Origin of the sequence: Avrilella dinanensis, assembly GCF_002807015.1 — a bacterium.
Classification (GTDB): Bacteria; Bacteroidota; Bacteroidia; order Flavobacteriales; family Flavobacteriaceae; genus Flavobacterium; species Flavobacterium dinanensis.
On the sequence record NZ_NIPO01000001.1, the window covers coordinates 45392 to 64286 of the forward strand.

The 18895-nt window shown below is 37.6% G+C and carries 18 protein-coding genes; 17 read left to right on the plus strand and 1 reads right to left on the minus strand.

The genetic code is table 11. The features are described 5' to 3' along the window. Positions 1-179: 179 nt before the first annotated feature. The 8 genes from CDL10_RS00200 (at position 180) to CDL10_RS00235 (ending at position 8519) form a co-directional block, all read left to right on the plus strand. Positions 180-947, plus strand: a complete 768-nt coding sequence (locus CDL10_RS00200) for a Rossmann-like and DUF2520 domain-containing protein (RefSeq protein ID WP_100676656.1) — start codon at positions 180-182, stop codon at positions 945-947. Continuing rightward, complete coding sequence (locus tag CDL10_RS00205) at positions 931-1455, plus strand: KdsC family phosphatase (RefSeq protein ID WP_100676657.1); 525 nt, start codon at positions 931-933, stop codon at positions 1453-1455. The genes CDL10_RS00200 and CDL10_RS00205 overlap by 17 nt, the downstream gene beginning before the upstream one ends. 243 nt (positions 1456-1698) lie before the next feature. Beyond that, positions 1699-2595 (plus strand): UbiA prenyltransferase family protein, encoded by an 897-nt coding sequence (locus CDL10_RS00210; protein WP_100676658.1) that lies wholly within the window; start codon positions 1699-1701, stop codon positions 2593-2595. Positions 2596-2624: 29 nt separating this feature from the next. Further along, on the plus strand, positions 2625-3182 hold the full coding sequence (locus CDL10_RS00215) for a Maf family nucleotide pyrophosphatase (protein ID WP_243389267.1): 558 nt from the start codon (positions 2625-2627) through the stop codon (positions 3180-3182). Next, positions 3172-3684: a mechanosensitive ion channel domain-containing protein gene (locus tag CDL10_RS00220; RefSeq protein ID WP_100676660.1), complete on the plus strand. Its 513-nt coding sequence runs from the start codon at positions 3172-3174 to the stop codon at positions 3682-3684. The genes CDL10_RS00215 and CDL10_RS00220 overlap by 11 nt, the downstream gene beginning before the upstream one ends. Positions 3685-3764: 80 nt before the next feature. After that, positions 3765-6215 (plus strand): PIG-L family deacetylase, encoded by a 2451-nt coding sequence (locus CDL10_RS00225; RefSeq protein ID WP_100676661.1) that lies wholly within the window; start codon positions 3765-3767, stop codon positions 6213-6215. A 103-nt stretch (positions 6216-6318) separates the two neighbouring features. Beyond that, complete coding sequence (locus tag CDL10_RS00230; protein ID WP_100676662.1) at positions 6319-8004, plus strand: sodium:solute symporter; 1686 nt, start codon at positions 6319-6321, stop codon at positions 8002-8004. Between the two features lie 14 nt (positions 8005-8018). Then, on the plus strand, positions 8019-8519 hold the full coding sequence (locus tag CDL10_RS00235; protein ID WP_100676663.1) for a GNAT family N-acetyltransferase: 501 nt from the start codon (positions 8019-8021) through the stop codon (positions 8517-8519). 48 nt (positions 8520-8567) lie between these two features. On the opposite strand, the gene CDL10_RS00240 is transcribed toward CDL10_RS00235, so the two are convergent. Continuing rightward, entirely contained in the window at positions 8568-8849 is a 282-nt protein-coding gene (locus CDL10_RS00240; RefSeq protein WP_100676664.1) for a GNAT family N-acetyltransferase, read from the minus strand. A gap of 85 nt (positions 8850-8934) precedes the next feature. On the opposite strand from CDL10_RS00240, the gene CDL10_RS00245 reads away from it, so the two are divergent. From CDL10_RS00245 to CDL10_RS00285, 9 genes are all read left to right on the plus strand, one after another. After that, a complete protein-coding gene (locus CDL10_RS00245; RefSeq protein ID WP_165772961.1) occupies positions 8935-9621 on the plus strand; it encodes an alpha/beta fold hydrolase in 687 nt (228 codons plus the stop codon). Then, the gene (locus CDL10_RS00250) at positions 9618-10511 is read left to right on the plus strand and encodes a lytic transglycosylase domain-containing protein (RefSeq protein ID WP_100676666.1); all 894 of its coding nucleotides are present in this window, start codon (positions 9618-9620) and stop codon (positions 10509-10511) included. Before CDL10_RS00245 ends, CDL10_RS00250 begins: the two co-directional genes overlap by 4 nt. Positions 10512-10609: 98 nt before the next feature. Next, entirely contained in the window at positions 10610-12550 is a 1941-nt protein-coding gene (gene thrS, locus CDL10_RS00255; protein ID WP_100676667.1) for a threonine--tRNA ligase, read from the plus strand. Between the two features lie 93 nt (positions 12551-12643). After that, on the plus strand, positions 12644-13147 hold the full coding sequence (infC, locus tag CDL10_RS00260; protein ID WP_262483250.1) for a translation initiation factor IF-3: 504 nt from the start codon (positions 12644-12646) through the stop codon (positions 13145-13147). 49 nt (positions 13148-13196) lie between these two features. Beyond that, positions 13197-13394 carry a 50S ribosomal protein L35 gene (gene rpmI, locus CDL10_RS00265; RefSeq protein WP_100676669.1) on the plus strand — a complete coding sequence of 66 codons (198 nt, stop codon included), beginning with the start codon at positions 13197-13199 and terminating at the stop codon, positions 13392-13394. A 97-nt stretch (positions 13395-13491) separates the two neighbouring features. Beyond that, positions 13492-13836 (plus strand): 50S ribosomal protein L20, encoded by a 345-nt coding sequence (rplT, locus tag CDL10_RS00270; protein ID WP_100676670.1) that lies wholly within the window; start codon positions 13492-13494, stop codon positions 13834-13836. 162 nt (positions 13837-13998) lie between these two features. Beyond that, on the plus strand, positions 13999-14814 hold the full coding sequence (locus CDL10_RS00275) for a 2,3,4,5-tetrahydropyridine-2,6-dicarboxylate N-succinyltransferase (RefSeq protein ID WP_100676671.1): 816 nt from the start codon (positions 13999-14001) through the stop codon (positions 14812-14814). A gap of 47 nt (positions 14815-14861) precedes the next feature. Continuing rightward, positions 14862-15974 (plus strand): glycosyltransferase family 4 protein, encoded by a 1113-nt coding sequence (locus CDL10_RS00280; protein ID WP_100676672.1) that lies wholly within the window; start codon positions 14862-14864, stop codon positions 15972-15974. Between the two features lie 147 nt (positions 15975-16121). Further along, positions 16122-18674, plus strand: a complete 2553-nt coding sequence (locus CDL10_RS00285) for an ATP-dependent Clp protease ATP-binding subunit (protein ID WP_100676673.1) — start codon at positions 16122-16124, stop codon at positions 18672-18674. Positions 18675-18895 lie beyond the last annotated feature (221 nt).

An 18895-nucleotide genomic window follows, 5' to 3' on the forward strand; every position in this document is an offset into this window, starting at 1 on the left:
TTATGCTCATCTAAAGTCAAAAGCTATTCCATTTATCAAAAACTGACGTTTTGTCTTGTTTTTATTATTCAATTTATAAAAAATGACATTTTGACACCATTTATTCAATTTTATTCTATGATAAAGGTAATTATTTTTCGTCTTTTTATCTCTATATTTGTTGGTCTAATTCATTAAATATGATTACGCTCAATATCATCGGTTCAGGAAATGTAGCCCATCATCTGATTCAGGAAATACTATCTCATGATGATTTGTATCTGCAACAAATTTATGCCCGAAATATTAAAAATCTACCGAATGATATTCCCGAAAGCACAAACATTTGCCACGATATAAAAAACCTCAAACCGGCTGATATCACGTTGATAAGCGTGAGTGATTCCGCTATTAGTGAAGTGTCATCAGCGTTGTCTTTTGACAACAATCTGGTGGTACATACTTCCGGGACGACCGCAATGGAAATGGTTAATCCGAAAAACCGCAGAGGCGTTTTTTATCCGCTACAAACTTTCTCTAAACACAAAAAAGTGGATTTTACACAAATCCCGATTTGTATTGAGGCGGAAAACGAAAATGATTTGATTTTGGTCCAACAACTGGCAAAAATATTAAGTAGAGAAGTACATTTTATCGACTCAGAACAAAGAAAAGCTATGCACGTTGCAGCGGTTCTTGTCAATAATTTTACCAATCATTTATGTACGATTGCCGAAGATATTTGTCAAAAAAATCAAATTCCGGGCAAAATTTTACAACCTTTGCTACGGGAAACGATTGACAAACTGACCAATTTATCACCGATGGAAGCACAAACCGGACCGGCTGTGCGACACGACCAAAAAACCATTGACACTCATATCCGCTTTATTACAAACGAATTAACAAAAAAAATATATCAACTTTTAACCCAATCAATTCAGGAATACCATGGCAGAGAGTTATAAAGAAATTATGAACAATATCAATACTTTTATTTTTGATGTGGACGGCGTACTCACAGACGGAAAATTACACATTTCCAACGACGGCGAATTACTCCGGCAGATGCACGTGAAAGACGGTTACGCACTCAAAGCTGCAATAGATAAAAACTTTAGAGTTTGTATCATTTCGGGCGGGAAAAATGACGGTGTGAGAGAACGGCTGAAAAACCTTGGTATTACCGATATTTATCTTGGCATACCACACAAAATGGACATTTTTAAGGAATACATAAATAAGCATAACATTGATTCTCAACACATTTTGTATATGGGCGACGACATTCCTGATTATTGGGTAATGAAAGAAGTTGGTCTGCCCACTTGTCCTCAAGATGCCGTGCCTGAAATCAAGACTATTTGCCGGTATATTTCACACAAAAATGGTGGAAACGGTGCAGTCAGAGATGTGATTGAACAAGTACTGAAAGTACAGAATAAATGGCTGAGAACTTATGATGCTACGCTCTGATTTTTTAAATAAGTAAGTCCTGTTTTAAAATTCATACCTGTATGCTTACGTTATTGCCAGAATGCAATTTAAACATGTCTTGAAAAAAAATCCATTAACCCGCCTATTTTCGGCGGGTTTTTCTTTGCTGCCCCAAAAACGTTTTAAACAATTTTCAACAATCATAGTTTTAACAAAGTTTGTATTAAAAAAATATGTATTTTTACAGTAATTCATATTGAATTAATTCAAAACCTATACATTATGAAAATTTTTAAAAACAAACAATGGCAAAGTATTTTACAGATATTTGTCGCCGTAATGCTGTTGCGTTTTCTTCTATTCAGGCATCATGCAGAAGGCTTGGTACTGACCGATATCTACTTTCTGGGCTATTTCCTATCGACTGTTATCGTGGCTTTTGCCGGATTGTACCTCTACCGGATTGTCCGTCAGGAAGAAAATCCACATCGGGTTATCTTCAAAAATATCGACCGTGCTTATTATCAGTATCTGGGGTTAAATATGGTTGCCATTGCTGTCAGTTTTATGGTATCCAATGCTATCGAAAAAACGGTATATTTCGGCTATACGCTGGCTCTTGCAGCTATACTTTATCTGTATATTACTCAATGGCGGAAGGTGTTGCTTGTGGACAACATCGTGTTTGCTTTTGTGGTTACTTTCCCGATTTTTTTGGAAATTTTCACCGATTTACCTACTTCGCAAGATTCTGAAGAGCATTTCTTTGCAAATGAACCTGTGTTGTGGTTCTCGCTGTCGTTAGGGATTTTTCTTTGGATTTTGTTTTTTATTCAAACCATTTTACAGGATTTACAGTTTATGCAATACGATATCCGCCGGAACAAAAAAACATTGGCAACCCTGCACGGGCGGGAAAAAGGTGCCAAGCGAACTACATTTCTGTCCTTGATTCCGCTTGCACTATTGGTCATTTTTATTGTGGTAAATCTGTCAGAATATAGCTATACACCTTATTATCTGCTCATTGCCGCTACCTTACCAATGTTATATTTTCTATATATTCTATGGAATGCCAAAGACGCTAAAGATTTTAATTTTTCCTCCAATATCCTGTCGATAATCATTTGGCTAAGTATTTTTTCTATCGTAATTTTAAGCCTTGATTTAAATGGATAGTTATCTTGATACACAACAAAAAGATTATTTTGGCATCGCAATCGCCGAGGCGGCAGGAATTACTTGCACAAACCGGAATTACGTTTGAGGTCGAAACCCGCCCGGTCGAGGAAATTTTCCCAAGTGATTTAGCCCGGGAAAAAATCAGTGAATACCTGGCAAAGTTGAAAGCTGAAGCATTTACCGATATTCATGCTGATGAAATTATCCTTACTGCCGACACCATCGTCTGGTATCAAAACCAAGCTTTGGGCAAACCCAAAAATGCCGGCGAAGCCCGAAATATGTTGCAGTCATTATCCGGAAAATCGCATGAAGTGATTACTTCCGTATGCCTGAAAAGCAACACTGACTATCTTGTATTCAGCGACATTACCCAAGTATTTTTCCGTAAACTTTCCGACAAAGAAATCGATTATTACATCAGCAATTATCAACCGTTTGATAAAGCCGGTGCATACGGCATTCAGGAATGGATTGGTGCTGTCGGTATCGAAAAAATCATCGGCTCATATAATAATGTGGTCGGATTACCGACCGAAAAACTGATTTGCGAATTAAAAAACATCGGAATTTATGAACTTTAATTTTAGCCATTATGAAGCTCAAATCTGGCTGACTGTTATTGCGTTTGTCATCTTCTGGCTGCTGCGTTTTATCACACACAGGCTAATAAAACGTTTTGCTTCTTTGTCTAAAAAAACTGAACGGCGAAGCAATCTCATCAAAAAATATGTGGATATATTCCTGAGCACATTCCTCATTATTTTTATTCCGCTGGTTTGGGGTGTGGATTCTAAAAGTATATTCGGCTATCTGACCGCCCTGACTGCTTTTATCGGTGTTGCATTATTTGCCCAATGGTCTATTTTGAGTAATGTAACTGCAGGTGTAGTTATGTTTTTTTCGTTTCCGTACAAAATCGGGGATAAAATCCGGATTCAGGACAAAGATTTTCCTATCGAAGCCAGAATTGAAGATATCAGAGCTTTTCATACCATGTTGCTTACCACAGATGGCGAATATATTTCGTATCCTAACAGTTTGTTTTTGCAAAAATCGGTAGTTATTTTAGACCAGGAAGAATAAAAATGTGTCAATGAGACAATTAGCGGATTAGCAAATGAACAATTTTACGGTTATTACAACAGCTTAAAAAAAACATAACAATGAAAAACACCTTTTTATATATTTTCAGCCTTGCATTTTTACACCTTGGTTTCGCCCAAAAACCACAGACTCCAACTCCTTCAGAAATTTATTTCAAAATGGAACAGCTGAATGTTCTGGCAAGTGCGATGTATGTCGCTGCACACCCCGATGATGAGAACACCCGTTTGATTACCTATTTGACACATCACGAAAAAGCATACACCAATTATCTGTCGCTAACACGCGGAAACGGTGGGCAGAATTTAATCAGCGATGAATTGGGAACGGACCTGGGTGTTATCCGAACCAACGAGCTTTGGAATGCACGGAAAATCGACGGAGGAAAACAATTTTTTTCTACTGCAGATGATTTTGGTTTTTCCAAAACTCCACAAGAGACCTTTCAAAAATGGAACAAAGAATCGCTGTTGCAACAAATGGTTTATATGATTCGCAAAGAGCAACCCGACATCATCATCAATCGTTTTGACCACCGAACTGAGGGCAATACGCACGGACACCATACAGCATCGGCTCAATTATCAAAAGAGGCTTTTGCGTTGGCACAAGATGCATCTTTTGAACTTCCGACAATACCTTCAGAAATCTGGAAACCGTCCCGATTGTTTTTCAATGTTTCGTGGTTCTTTTTCGGAAGTAAACAAGCGTTTGAAAAAGCCGATAAATCCAGATATATCCCATTGAATATTGGTGTTTTTTACAATCAATTGGGTAAAAATAATCAGGAAATTGCATCATTGAGCCGGAGCCAGCACCAATCGCAAGGATTTGGTGATTTGTCTTCACGAGGCGAAGAAATTGATTATGTGGAATTGATTGACGGTAAACCTCTCAACTCATCGAATTTGTTTGAAGGTATTGACACGAGCTGGAACCGTATAGAAGGCGGACAAAAAATCCAACCTTTGGTTACCCAACTTTTAAATCAATATGATTTTAAAAACCCTTCTAAATCTGTTGATTTACTGACAAAAATTTATGCTGAGATTGATAAATTGCCTGAAACAATCTGGAAAACCCGTAAACAAAATGAAGTCAAAGAATTGATTAAAGATTGTACCGGATTATTTCTGGATATTACCACAAACGAGCCTTATACTGTTCCCGATAAAAATATTTCTGTAAAAGTTGAAGTTGCTAATCGTGCTGATATTTCTTTAAAAATCAAAGATGTTACACTCAACAATCAAAAAACAACCGTAAATAAATCATTGACCAACCAAGAAGTGTTTTATGGCGATTTTGATGTGGTATTTACAAATAAAGACTTAACTAATTTTAAATTCATCAATTCGTTTAACGATTTCAAAAATCAATTCAATCCTATCAGTAAACACGAAATTGGCTTGGAAATCAATAGTAGTGTTTATGTCTCGTTTCCTGTCGAAATTCAATATAAATATAAAGACGAAGTAAAAGGCGAAGTTTACAAACCGTTTCACGTTGTTCCAAAAGTTTCGGTACAATTTAAACAACCGGTTTATTTATCTAATAATGATAAACAGCAAAACATTTCGGTTGTATTAAGTAATTATTCTGATGAAGATGTTAATGGAAAAATAGTGACAACTCCAAGTTATATGGGACTCCACGCTGCTAAACCTCAAAAAGAAATTGCTTTTAGTTTAAACAAAAAAGAGAAAAATAAAGAAATAAATTTTGATGACGACAGCTATAATTATTCTGTGAGATTAGTTAATAACTCAAATCAAACCTTATCTTCAAATGAAACAAAATGGATTGATTACGAACACATTCCATTAAATTATTATATAAAACCTTCAACTACTAAAATCATAAATTTCGATAACTCAAATTTAAAAAAGAAACATATTGGCTATATTATGGGAGCCGGCGACGAAATTCCGCAAGTGTTACAAAACGTTGGTTATCAGGTTGATTTAATTGATTTAAAAACGCTTAAAACAAACGATTTGGCTCAATATGAAACCATTATCGTCGGCATTCGTGCGTTTAATACCGAAGAAGAACTAAAAGTTAAAAATCAATTATTGTTTGATTATGCTAAAAATGGCGGAACGGTTATCGTTCAATATCAAACGAATATGAATTTAAAAACCGACAAAATCGCACCTTATAAACTGAAATTGGGAAGAACAAGAATAACCGACGAAAATGCTAAAGTTCGTTTTATCAATCCTGATATGAAGGTGTTAAACCAACCTTTTAAAATCACACAGGAAAATTTTAAAAACTGGGTTCAGGAACAAGGTTTGTATTATGCCGACGAGTTTTCTGATGATTTTATACCTGTTTTTTCCTCACGCGATTTCGATGAAAAACCAACCAACGGAGGTTTATTGATTGCATCGTACGGAAAAGGTTACTATATTTATACCGGATTGAGCTTTTTCAGACAATTACCTGCCGGAAACGCAGGAGCTCTGGAGCTTTTCATCAATTTAATCGAGCTGAAAAATGACTGATTTTAAACGCAGAAAGTGGAAAAAAATATACAGCCTTGTCTTGCTGATGAATGTGTTATACATTGCTTTCTTTTATTTTTTAATGATTTTTTACGCATAAATTATGGCTGTAATTGACTGGATTATACTTTGTTGCACCTTACTTTTTATTGTGATTTACGGCACAATGAAAACCAAAGGAAGCAAAAATGTGGAAGAATATGTGCTTGCCAACAAACAAACGAATTGGTGGACGGTCGGGTTGTCGGTCATGGCAACGCAGGCAAGTGCGATTACGTTCTTGTCCACACCGGGGCAAGCCTATCACGACGGAATGGGATTTGTGCAGTTTTATTTCGGACTGCCATTAGCAATGATTGTGATTTGTATGGTTTTTATTCCGGTTTATCATCGACTGAAGGTTTACACGGCCTATGAGTTTCTGGAAAAGCGTTTTGACATGAAAACCAGAACATTAACAGCAGTAATTTTTCTCGTTCAACGCAGTGTCGGTACGGGTTTGACGATTTATGCACCGGCGATTATCCTTTCATCTATCCTCAACTGGGATTTGACATGGATTACCATTGTTATTGGCGTGCTTATTATTTTTTACACTTATTTCGGCGGAACCAAAGCCCTGAATGTGACCCAAACACAACAGGCTTTTATCATCATGATGGGAATGTTCATTACTTTTTGTTTGATTATATACAAATTTCCGGACGAAATGACTTTCAACAACGCCTTAGGCGTGGCGGGAGCGAACGACAAAATGAACCTACTGAATTTTTCGACTGACCCGGCAGAAAGATATACGATTTGGAACGGATTAACGGGCGGATTTTTCCTGATGTTGGCTTATTTTGGCACCGACCAATCTCAGGTAGGACGCTATTTGTCTGGAAAAAGTATTCGGGAAACCCAAATGGGACTTATCATGAACGGATTGCTCAAAGTGCCGATGCAGTTTTTTATTTTGCTGGTAGGTGTGATGGTTTTTATCTTTTTTCAAACCAACAAAGCTCCGCTACATTTTAATCCGGTTAATGTTTCACAAGTTGAAAACTCCGAATACAAAGAAGAATACCACCAACTGGAAAAAGAGTTGGATTACCTTTTAGATGAGAAAAAAGAGATTACATTGCTTTATACCGGGCAACTTAATCAGGGTTACGATAACCTCATTCTGGAAGAAAAAATGATTTCGCTGAACGAACAGGAAAAAGACTTACGGCAACAAGCCGGAAATTTAATCAAACAAGCGTCGCCAAACAGCGACGTGAACGACAAAGATTATGTTTTTATCTATTTCATTTTAAATTATTTACCTAAAGGATTAATCGGCTTGTTGCTGGCAGTGATTTTCTCGGCTGCCATGTCATCATCTGCATCGGGTTTATATGCAGTAGCATCAACTTCTGCCATTGATTTATACCAATCACATGTGAAAGGAAAATCGGAAAGTCATTACCTGAAAGCTACTAAACTGTCGGTTGTTTTCTGGGGAATCGTTTGTATTATCACAGCTTGTTTCATCAGTTTGTTTGAAAATCTAATTCAGCTGGTAAACATCATAGGGTCAATATTTTACGGAACAGTTTTAGGTGTATTCCTGATTGCGTTCTTTATTAAATTTGTTAAAGGTAAAGCCGCTTTTTGGTCGGCATTAATTACGCAAATCTCGGTTATCATCATCTACAACTTAGACATAGTCAGCTACTTATGGCTCAATCTTGTCGGAGCACTGATGGTTATTTTACTGGCTATTGTATTACAATTGGTGTTGGGGAATGATAATAATAAATAAAGAAGACAAAGCAAATGAAACAAATTTTAGAAACTAATCGACTATCATTAAGAGAACTAATCCCTGACGATGCAGCAAATTTCTACAATTTAAACTTAAACCCTAACGTCATAAAATATACAGGAAATTCGGCTTTTAAAAATGTTGAAGAAGCAAGAGAGTTTCTAAAAAATTATCAGGACTATGCACAGAACGGTTACGGGAGACGGGCTGTAATAAAGAAAGACACAAACAAATTTATCGGTTGGTACGGATTGAAATTCGGAGAAATCGGAAACGAAACAGATATTGGATTCCGTTTTTTTGGAGAAGAATGGAATAAAGGCTACGCAACAGAAAGTGCAATAGCTTGTATAAATTATGGTTTTGAGAAATTGAATTTAAAGCGAATAGTCGGACGAGCAATGAAAGAGAATACTGGCTCTATAAAAGTTCTCGAAAAAATTGGACTCAAGTACGAACAAAATGTTGATTTTGAAGGAAAAGAGGCAGTAATTTACAAAATTGAAAGATAAAAAATTTCTTTGTTTACCAAAAAATATCCGATTTACAGTAAAAGAAAATTATATCCTCAACCCTATTGCCAACACATCTTTATAAGCCGGATTTTTCTTAAAAAAACTAACCACGTCGGGGTTAATCGGCACTACTCGCCAACGGTTTTCTTCAGCAATATTCATGATTTCTTTTAAAAATTCTTCCACTTTTTCCTTGTTCTGGCATTTGTCGGTAATCAGCTTGGTCAAAAATATTTTTCTTTCCTGAAATGAATACTCTGCCACCAGCACATCATCGTCACACCGATACTCAAACTGTCTTAAAAGTTCGTTATTTATTAGCTCCATGATTGAATTTTTAATTAAAAAACCTTACCTTTCTCTGAAGAAAATCAGACCACTAAATTACAACATTTTTTGGCACAAATCAAATATGACATCACAAAACACTAAAAATCAAAATAAAACCTCCGTTTATTTTATCCCTGGAATGGCTGCCAACACCCGGATTTTTGAACGCATACACCTCGATGAAGACTTATATCAAATTCATTATATCGAATGGCTGGAACCGATTAAAAATGAATCACTTCACGAATACAGTCAAAGAATAAGCCGGGAAATCACAGCTGAAAATCCGGTTTTGGTCGGCGTGTCTTTTGGCGGAATTGTCGCTCAGGAAATCGCCAGAATGATTACTGTTAAACAGGTTATTATCATATCGAGCATAAAAAACAGCCACGAGCTACCGGCTTATTTTAAGTGGGTAAACAGGACGCATTTATATAAAATTTTCCCGAATCAGCTCACATGGAAAGCACTCGACCTGTATGCTCGCATAACCCCCGATAAAAAGCTAAAAAACAGAATCAAAGCCTATGACAAATACCTGACTGTCCGCTCGAATAATTACCTGCGGTGGTGTTTGAAAACGCTTGCCCAATGGCAAAATGAAACCGAAATTGAGAATATTGTACATATACATGGAAAAAAAGACCATATTTTTCCGTATGATTTAATAAAAAACGCTATTATTGTAGAAAATGCCGACCATGCCTTGGTTTTGACCAAAGCAACCTGGCTAAACCAGCGATTACACCAAATTATTTTAGACCAATGAAAAAGAACATCATTAAAAAATCTGTTTATGCCGTTTCACTCATCGGAATCGGTATTTTATTTTCGCAATTCGCTAGCACCGATAACAACCGGGGCGTGGACGTAAAAAACCATGTTTTTCTCAACAAAAACCTTCATTTCAGCAATGAAACCGTTCCGGTGCATATTACCGACGTGAAAGAACGGTTGGACAGAGAAATGATTGTGAATATTAACTTTCATTCCAACACTACTTTAGTTATCAAAAGAGCCAATCGCTATTTTCCGGTTATTGAGCCGATTTTGAAAAAAAATGGTATTCCGGACGATTTTAAATATTTATGCGTAATTGAAAGCTCGCTCAGCAACGTCACTTCGCCTGCCGGTGCCAAGGGTTTCTGGCAGTTTATGCCAGCGACTGCTACCGAATACGGACTCGAAGTATCAGATACTGTAGATGAGCGTTACCACCTGATTAAAGCCACCGAAGCAGCTTGTGTTTACTTTAATAAAGCCTACGAACGTTTCGGAAATTGGACATTGGTCGCTGCAGCATTTAACCGCGGAACAACGGGCATTCAACGCCAGCTCGATTTACAAATGGTAAATAATTACTACGATTTGTTCATCAATCAGGAAACTTCCCGCTATGTATTCCGGATTCTCGCTCTGAAAGAAATCATGAGCGACCCTGCCAAATACGGATTTAACATTCCGAAAGATGCCAGATATCCTATCATCAAAACAAAAAAAATCAGAGCTACTGAAAATATTGACAATCTTTATCAGTTTGCAAAAGACCAGGGAATTAATTATAAATTATTAAAACTGCACAACCCTTGGCTGCAATCAGATAAACTTGAGGTAACAATGGGCAAAACCTACGAAATAGAAATTCCCGAAAAGCCATAAAATGTTGATTATAAAAATCCAACTACATATCTACTACATTTGACTACATTAAGTAGAAAAATAATTTATATTTGCACCATTAAATAAATGCGTAAAAAATGATAAACATAACTTTACCAGACGGTTCAGTAAGAGCATACGATTCAGGCATTACTGCTATTGAAGTTGCCAAAAACATCAGCGAAGGTTTAGCCCGGAATGTAATTTCGGCAAAATTCAACAACCAAACGATTGAAACGGTAACGCCTCTTACCACCGACGGTAATTTAATTTTATATACATGGAACGACCAAGACGGAAAAAAAGCCTTCTGGCATTCGTCTGCCCACGTTCTTGCTCAGGCATTGCAGGATTTGTATCCGGGCATTAAGTTGACTATTGGTCCGGCTATAGACAACGGTTTTTATTATGATGTAGATTTCGGCGATCAGAAAATAAGTGAGCACGATTTCAAAAAAATCGAAGACCGAATGCTCGAAATTGCCCGTGAAAAACATTTGTTCAAAATGCGTTCAGTAACGAAAGCTGAGGCTTTGGCTATGTACAAAGACAACGAGTACAAAACCGAATTAATCGAGAATCTCGAAGATGGTACTATCACTTTTTGCGACCATGATAATTTTACCGATTTGTGCCGTGGAGGGCATATTCCGGATACAGGAATCATCAAAGCCGTTAAGATATTGAATGTTGCCGGGGCTTACTGGAGAGGCGATGAGAAAAACAAACAGCTCACAAGAGTTTACGGAATTTCATTTCCGAAGCAAAAAGAATTGAAGGAATACCTCGAATTACTGGAAGAAGCTAAAAAAAGAGACCACCGTAAATTAGGAAAAGAACTCGAATTATTCCACTTTTCGCCGCGTGTAGGACAAGGATTACCTTTGTGGCTGCCAAAAGGAGCTGCATTGAGAGACCGTTTGGAACAATTCCTGAGAAAAGCTCAAAAAAAAGCAGGTTACGAGCAAGTGGTCACTCCACATATCGGACAAAAAGAACTATACGAAACATCTGGACATTATGCCAAATACGGTAAAGATTCTTTCCAACCGATTCATACACCGGCAGAAGGCGAAGAATTTTTGCTCAAACCGATGAATTGTCCGCATCACTGTGAGATATACAACGCCAAACCTTGGTCATATAAAGACTTACCAAAACGCTATGCCGAATTTGGTACGGTTTATCGCTATGAACAGTCCGGCGAATTGCATGGTTTAACCAGAGTACGTGGATTTACGCAAGACGATGCCCATATTTTCTGTATGCCGAATCAGTTAGACGAAGAATTCAAAAAAGTAATTGACCTTGTATTGTATGTATTCGGTTCATTAGGATTCGAAAATTTCACCGCACAGGTTTCCGTTCGTGATCCGAAAGACCCGGACAAATATATAGGTAGCACCGAAAATTGGGAAAAAGCAGAGCAAGCCATCATCAACGCCGCCAAAGACAAAGGATTGAACTATGTTATCGAAGAAGGCGAAGCCGCTTTTTATGGTCCCAAACTAGATTTCATGGTTAAAGATGCTTTAGGCAGAAGCTGGCAGTTGGGAACTATCCAGGTCGATTACAACCTTCCGGAAAGATTTGATTTGAATTATAAAGGAGCCGATGACAAACTGCATCGACCAGTTATGATTCACAGAGCACCGTTTGGTTCAATGGAAAGATTTATTGCGATTTTACTCGAGCATACTGCAGGACATTTTCCGCTTTGGCTCATGCCGGAGCAAGTTATTGTACTGTCTTTGAGTGAGAAATATGAAAAATATGCCGAAAAAGTTTTAAATTTTCTCGAAAATAACGAAATTCGCACCGTATTAGATAACCGAAATGAAACAATCGGTAAAAAAATACGGGAAGCAGAGCTGAATAAATTTCCTTATATGCTCATTATCGGGGAGGAAGAAGAAAAAAACGGCACAGTTTCTGTAAGAAAACAAGGGGTCGCCGGCAAATCAAACGAAACCATGCGTATCGAGGAATTTGCTCAAGTTATCCGAGAAGAAATAAAAAAAACAGAGATACCATTTTAAGTTTAACCGCTTGTATATCAAGCACAAAATTGAATAACCATAGCAATATACAGTAGAAGAGGAAAAAGAAATCCTCGTGAAGAAAAGAAAGATTTGCATCGAATCAATGATGCGATCAGAATACCGGAAGTTCGCCTTGTTGGCGATAATGTAGAGCCGGGAGTGTACAAAACCTCCAGAGCCAAAGAAATGGCTGTGGAATTAGGTTTGGATTTGGTGGAAATTTCCCCGAATGCAGTTCCTCCTGTGTGTAAAATTATCGATTACAAGAAATTTTTGTACGAACAGAAAAAACGCGAAAAAACGCTAAAAGCAAAAGCCAGTCAGGTAACTGTCAAAGAAATTCGTTTCGGTCCGAACACAGACGACCACGATTATGAATTTAAGAAAAAGAACGCGATTAAGTTTTTGAAAGACGGTTCAAAAGTAAAGGCTTATGTATTTTTCAAAGGAAGAACTATTGTTTACAAAGACAAAGGTCAAATTTTGTTATTGAAATTAGCTCAGGAAGTAGAAGAATATGGAACAGTCGAATCCATGCCGGTAATGGAAGGAAAAAGAATGACCATGTTTATTGCTCCTAAAAAGAAAAAGTAATACATTTGCAAAATTATTTTTAATTAGATTCTAAAAAAGTAGGAATATTATGCCTAAAATGAAAACCAAATCCGGTGCCAAGAAACGTTTTAAACTAACGGGTACAGGAAAAATTAAAAGAAAACACGCTTTCAAAAGTCACATTCTGACTAAAAAATCTAAAAAGCGTAAATTAAAACTAACTCACTCTGGATTGGTTCACCAAGCAGATGAGAAAAGCGTTAAAGAACAATTACGTTTAGTATAAGTTCTTAAACCGGTTAAACCATATTCATTAACCCTGGAGTGGGCGAAATATCGAAAGTGAGCAGTAGCTCCGCCTTACTACAAAAAAAATTAAAATTATGCCAAGATCAGTAAACTCAGTTGCTTCAAGAGCACGCAGAAAAAAGATTATTAAGCAAGCAAAAGGTTACTTCGGAAGACGTAAAAACGTTTGGACAGTAGCTAAAAACGCGGTAGAAAAAGCAATGCTTTACTCTTACCGTGACAGAAAACAAAAGAAAAGAAACTTCCGCTCATTGTGGATTATGCGTATCAACGCAGGAGCTCGTTTGAACGGAATGTCTTACTCACAATTCATGGGTAAAATCAAAGCCAACAACATCGAATTGAACCGTAAGGTTTTAGCCGATTTGGCAATGAACCACCCGGAAGCTTTCAAAGCTATCGTTGAGCAAGTAAAATAAATCTTTTGTATAATTCAGAATCTTATTAAAAAATATAGAAAAGCCACCGGTTTAGGTGGCTTTTTTGTTGGTGTAATAATTCAAAGCAAGAAAACTTATTTCAAGTATTCCTTGTTCATCGTTGACTGAAAGATTATTTTTGCTACTAAACAGATTGAAAAAATGCAAGCACTTAAAAATATTATTGAAAATGCCTGGGAAAACCGGGATTTATTACAACACGAAGAAACAAAAAAAGCTATTCGCGAAGTTATTGACCTCATTGACAATGGCAAATTGCGTACCGCCGAACCCACTTCTGCTGGCTGGCAGGTTAATGAATGGGTAAAAAAAGCGGTAGTGCTCTACTTCCCTATTCAGGAAATGCAAAGTATTGAAGTGGGTCCGTTTGAGTTTCACGATAAAATCCCATTAAAAACCGGTTATGAGCAGAAAGGTGTGAGAGTTGTACCGCATGCCATTGCCCGATACGGTAGTTATGTATCCAAAGGCGTAATCATGATGCCATCTTATGTAAACATTGGTGCATACGTCGATGAAGGCACAATGGTCGATACGTGGGCGACGGTAGGTAGCTGTGCACAAATCGGAAAAAATGTACATTTGAGCGGCGGTGTCGGAATCGGCGGGGTTTTAGAACCTTTACAAGCCTCACCGGTAATTATTGAAGATAATGCTTTTATCGGTTCTCGTTGCATTGTGGTTGAAGGCGTAAGAGTCGCCAAAGAAGCTGTTCTCGGTGCCAATGTTGTACTGACCGCTTCCACAAAAATCATTGACGTAACTGGCGAAAACGCCAAAGAAATCAAAGGCTACATTCCGGAACGTTCGGTAGTAATTCCGGGTTCCTATACCAAAAAATTTCCTGCAGGCGAATTTCAGGTGCCTTGTGCGTTGATTATCGGACAGAGAAAACCATCAACCGACCTGAAAACTTCGCTCAACGATGCTTTGAGAGAATACAACGTTTCCGTATAATTTTAACTATTCGTGTAATCCCGTAGCTAAACATAAATTAAAGACCAATGAAAATAGGTTTTGACGCGAAAAGATACTTTCATAACCAAACCGGGCTGGGCAATTACAGCCGGGATTTAATCAGGGTTTTAAACACATATTACCCTGAGAATGAATATATTCTTTTCAATCCGAAACCAACTGAAAAATATCAGGAATATATCAAACAACACGATAATATCAAAGAAATCAATCCGACAACAAGCTGGCAGAAAAAGCTAAAAAGTTTCTGGCGGAGCTACGGTATTACCAAAGAATGTACAAAAAGAAATATCTCAGTTTATCACGGTTTATCCGGCGAAATCCCTGTTGGCATCAACAAAAAAGCTAAAACGGTTGTCACTATTCACGATTTGATTTTTTTGAGATATCCCGAATTATATTCCTGGTTTGATGTAAAAATTCATCACAAAAAATTCAAATATGCCTGTGAGAATGCCCATAAAATCATTGCTATCAGCGAACAAACGAAGCGGGATATTGTAGATTTTCTGAAAATCAATCCGGAAAAAATCGATGTAGTTTACCAAGGTTGTTCTCATACTTTTAAAGAAAACTATTCTTCAGATGAATTAAACCGGATGCAACAACAATACAATCTTCCGGAAAAATTCGTCCTGAATGTTGGCACTATTGAACCCCGGAAAAATGCGTTGCAAATTGTCAAAGCCATTACAAATATTGACACAACTTTGGTTGTAATCGGCCGAAAAACTGATTATTGGAAAGAAATTGAAAAATATGCCAAAGAAAAAAACATTACACACAAAATCAAACACTTATCCAATATTTCTCAACATGATCTAGCCATTATTTATCAACTGGCAACCGTGATGGCATATCCTTCCGTTTTTGAAGGTTTCGGTATTCCTATCATTGAGGCACTGTATTCCAAAACACCGGTTATCACCACTAATTCAGGCGTTTTTCCTGAAGCCGGCGGGCCGAATAGTATGTACATCAATCCGGAAAATGTGGAAGAAATGCAAGTTGCCTTGGAAAAACTACTTTCAGATGACAAATTACAGTTTTCCATGGCTGAAAACGGGTGGCAATATGCCCAAAAATTTAACGATGAGCGGATTGCCGACCACCTAATGAAGGTTTACCATAGCTTATAAAAAACTTTTTTCCTGTTTTCAGCAAAAAAACTTTCATACTACAAAATAGATTCTTACTTTTATTTTTGAAAAGACAATCTGCCATATCAGCATAAAAGGAACGGTATTTGCGATATGACTGGTACTAACCCTAAAAATCACTAAAAAATGGACGATAATTTTTCACCAAGAGTGCGTGAAGTCATCACGTTCAGTCGAGATGAAGCACTTCGATTAGGTCACGATTATATAGGAACAGAACATATTATGCTTGGCATTCTTCGCAAGAACAACGGAGAGGCTGTCACTATATTGAACAATCTGGACGTGGATTTAGACTTTCTACGCAACCGGTTTGAGGCTCTAATCCCCGAAAATCCTAATAAAATGCTCGATACACAAAAGAAAAATGTGCATCTGACCAAACAAGCAGAGCATGCTTTGAAAAGAGCTTTTTTAGAAAAAAAAATATACAAAACGGAATTAATCAATACTGGTCACATCTTACTATCTATCCTGAGAAATACAGATGACCCAACCACGATATTACTCAACCGAATGAATGTAGATTATAACAATTCTAAGGAAGAGTTCATGCAGCTTATCGCCCAGGAAGAAGGTTCAGAATCTATCGATTTCGAAACCAGAAACCAGGCTTTTGAAAGCGAAGAAGGTGACAATATGGCAGACAAACCAGGTTCTGTAGGAACTTCGCAGAAAAAAACAACCCGCACACCTGTGCTGGATAATTTCGGGCGTGATTTGACAGAAATGGCTACCGAAGGAAACCTCGACCCTGTGGTTGGACGCGAAAAGGAAATTGAGCGTGTTTCCCAGATTCTGAGCCGGCGCAAGAAAAACAATCCGATGTTAATCGGCGAGCCGGGCGTAGGTAAATCCGCAATTGCAGAAGGATTGGCACTAAGAATTGTACAGAAAAAAGTATCTCGAATTCTCTTTAATAAACGTGTCGTTACTTTGGACTTAGCGAGTTTGGTTGCCGGAACAAAATACCGCGGACAGTTTGAAGAACGCATGAAAGCCTTGATGAATGAGCTGGAAAAAAATCCGGACATCATTTTATTTATCGACGAAATCCACACTATCATCGGTGCTGGCGGGGCTACGGGTTCGCTGGACGCATCTAATATGTTCAAACCTGCATTGGCACGAGGCGAAATACAATGTATCGGAGCAACAACGCTCGATGAATATCGTCAGCATATCGAAAAAGACGGTGCATTGGAAAGACGGTTCCAGAAAGTAATGGTCGAACCAACAAATATTGAGGAAACCATTACCATACTCAACAACATCAAAGATAAGTATGAAGACCACCACAATGTGATTTATACACCCGAAGCTATTGAAGCCTGCGTAAAACTGACCAACAGATATATGACAGACAGATTCTTGCCGGACAAAGCCATTGACGCTCTTGACGAGGCCGGTTCACGCGTGCATATTACCAATATCGAGGTGCCGGAAGAAATTCTTGAACTGGAAAAACAACTGGAAAAAATCAGAGATAAGAAAAGCAGTGCCGTTAAACGACAAAAATATGAAGAAGCTGCGGCATGCAGAGATGAAGAAAAGAAAATAGAAAAAGGATTGGCAATTGCCCAGGAAAAATGGGAGGAAGATTCTAAGAACAACAAAATTGTCGTTACAGAACAACAGGTTGCTGATGTGGTTTCTATGATGACTGGCATTCCGGTTAATAAAATTGCTCAAACCGAAGGCAAAAAACTGGCGGAATTACCTGAAACCATCAAAGGAAAAGTAATCGGACAAGACGAAGCCGTGAGCAAAATCGCTAAATCTATCCAAAGAAACAGAGCCGGACTGAAAGACCCGAACAGGCCGATTGGTTCATTTATATTCTTAGGGCAAACCGGCGTCGGTAAAACTCAGCTGGCGAAAGTAATCGCTAAGGAAATCTTTGATTCGGAAGATGCTTTGATTAGAATAGATATGAGTGAATATATGGAAAAATTTGCCATCTCCAGGTTAATCGGTGCTCCTCCGGGATATGTTGGTTATGAAGAAGGTGGTCAGTTGACCGAGAAAGTTCGCAGAAAACCTTATTCGGTCGTATTGCTTGACGAGGTCGAAAAAGCCCACCCGGACGTGTTTAATATGCTGTTGCAAGTTTTGGACGACGGACATTTAACCGACAGTTTAGGTCGAAAAGTTGATTTCAGAAATACGATTATTATCATGACTTCCAATGTAGGAGCAAGACAACTGAAAGATTTCGGACAAGGCGTAGGTTTTGGTACATCGGCTAAGCAAAATCAGGTGGAAGATAATTCCAAATCAATCATCGAGAATGCTTTGAAAAAAGCCTTTGCTCCTGAATTCCTGAACAGAATTGATGATGTAATTGTATTCAACTCATTAGAAAAAGACGATATCAGAAAAATTATTCATATCGAAATTGAGAAAGTATATAAACGTGTGGAGGATTTAGGCTATCAGCTTTCGTTAACCGACAAGGCTTTGGATTTCATTTCCGACAAAGGTTATGACAAGCAATATGGTGCCAGACCGCTAAAAAGGGCTATCCAGAAATATATCGAAGATGCTCTGGCAGAAGAAATCGTCAAAGGTTCGCTGACAGAAAACAGCCGTATTATTCTGGATTATAAAAACGGAAACAGCGAATTAAGTATAGAAATTCACAAAGCTGACCAACAACCCACTGAAGATGTAAAATAATTTGGTAAATATTTTACAAAAGCGGTCATCACTGTAATCCAGCAAGATGACCGTTTTATTATCCTTAGTTTATCAAATTTATTTTTCGTACTTACAACTTTATTTTTAAAATTCAAAGTGGGTTTTCATTTTTTTTTCACGAAAATTGTTCACATATTTGCTGTTGGATTAGGAATAAAAAATTTCTCTGTTATTTTTCGGATTCTTTAAAAATTATTTCA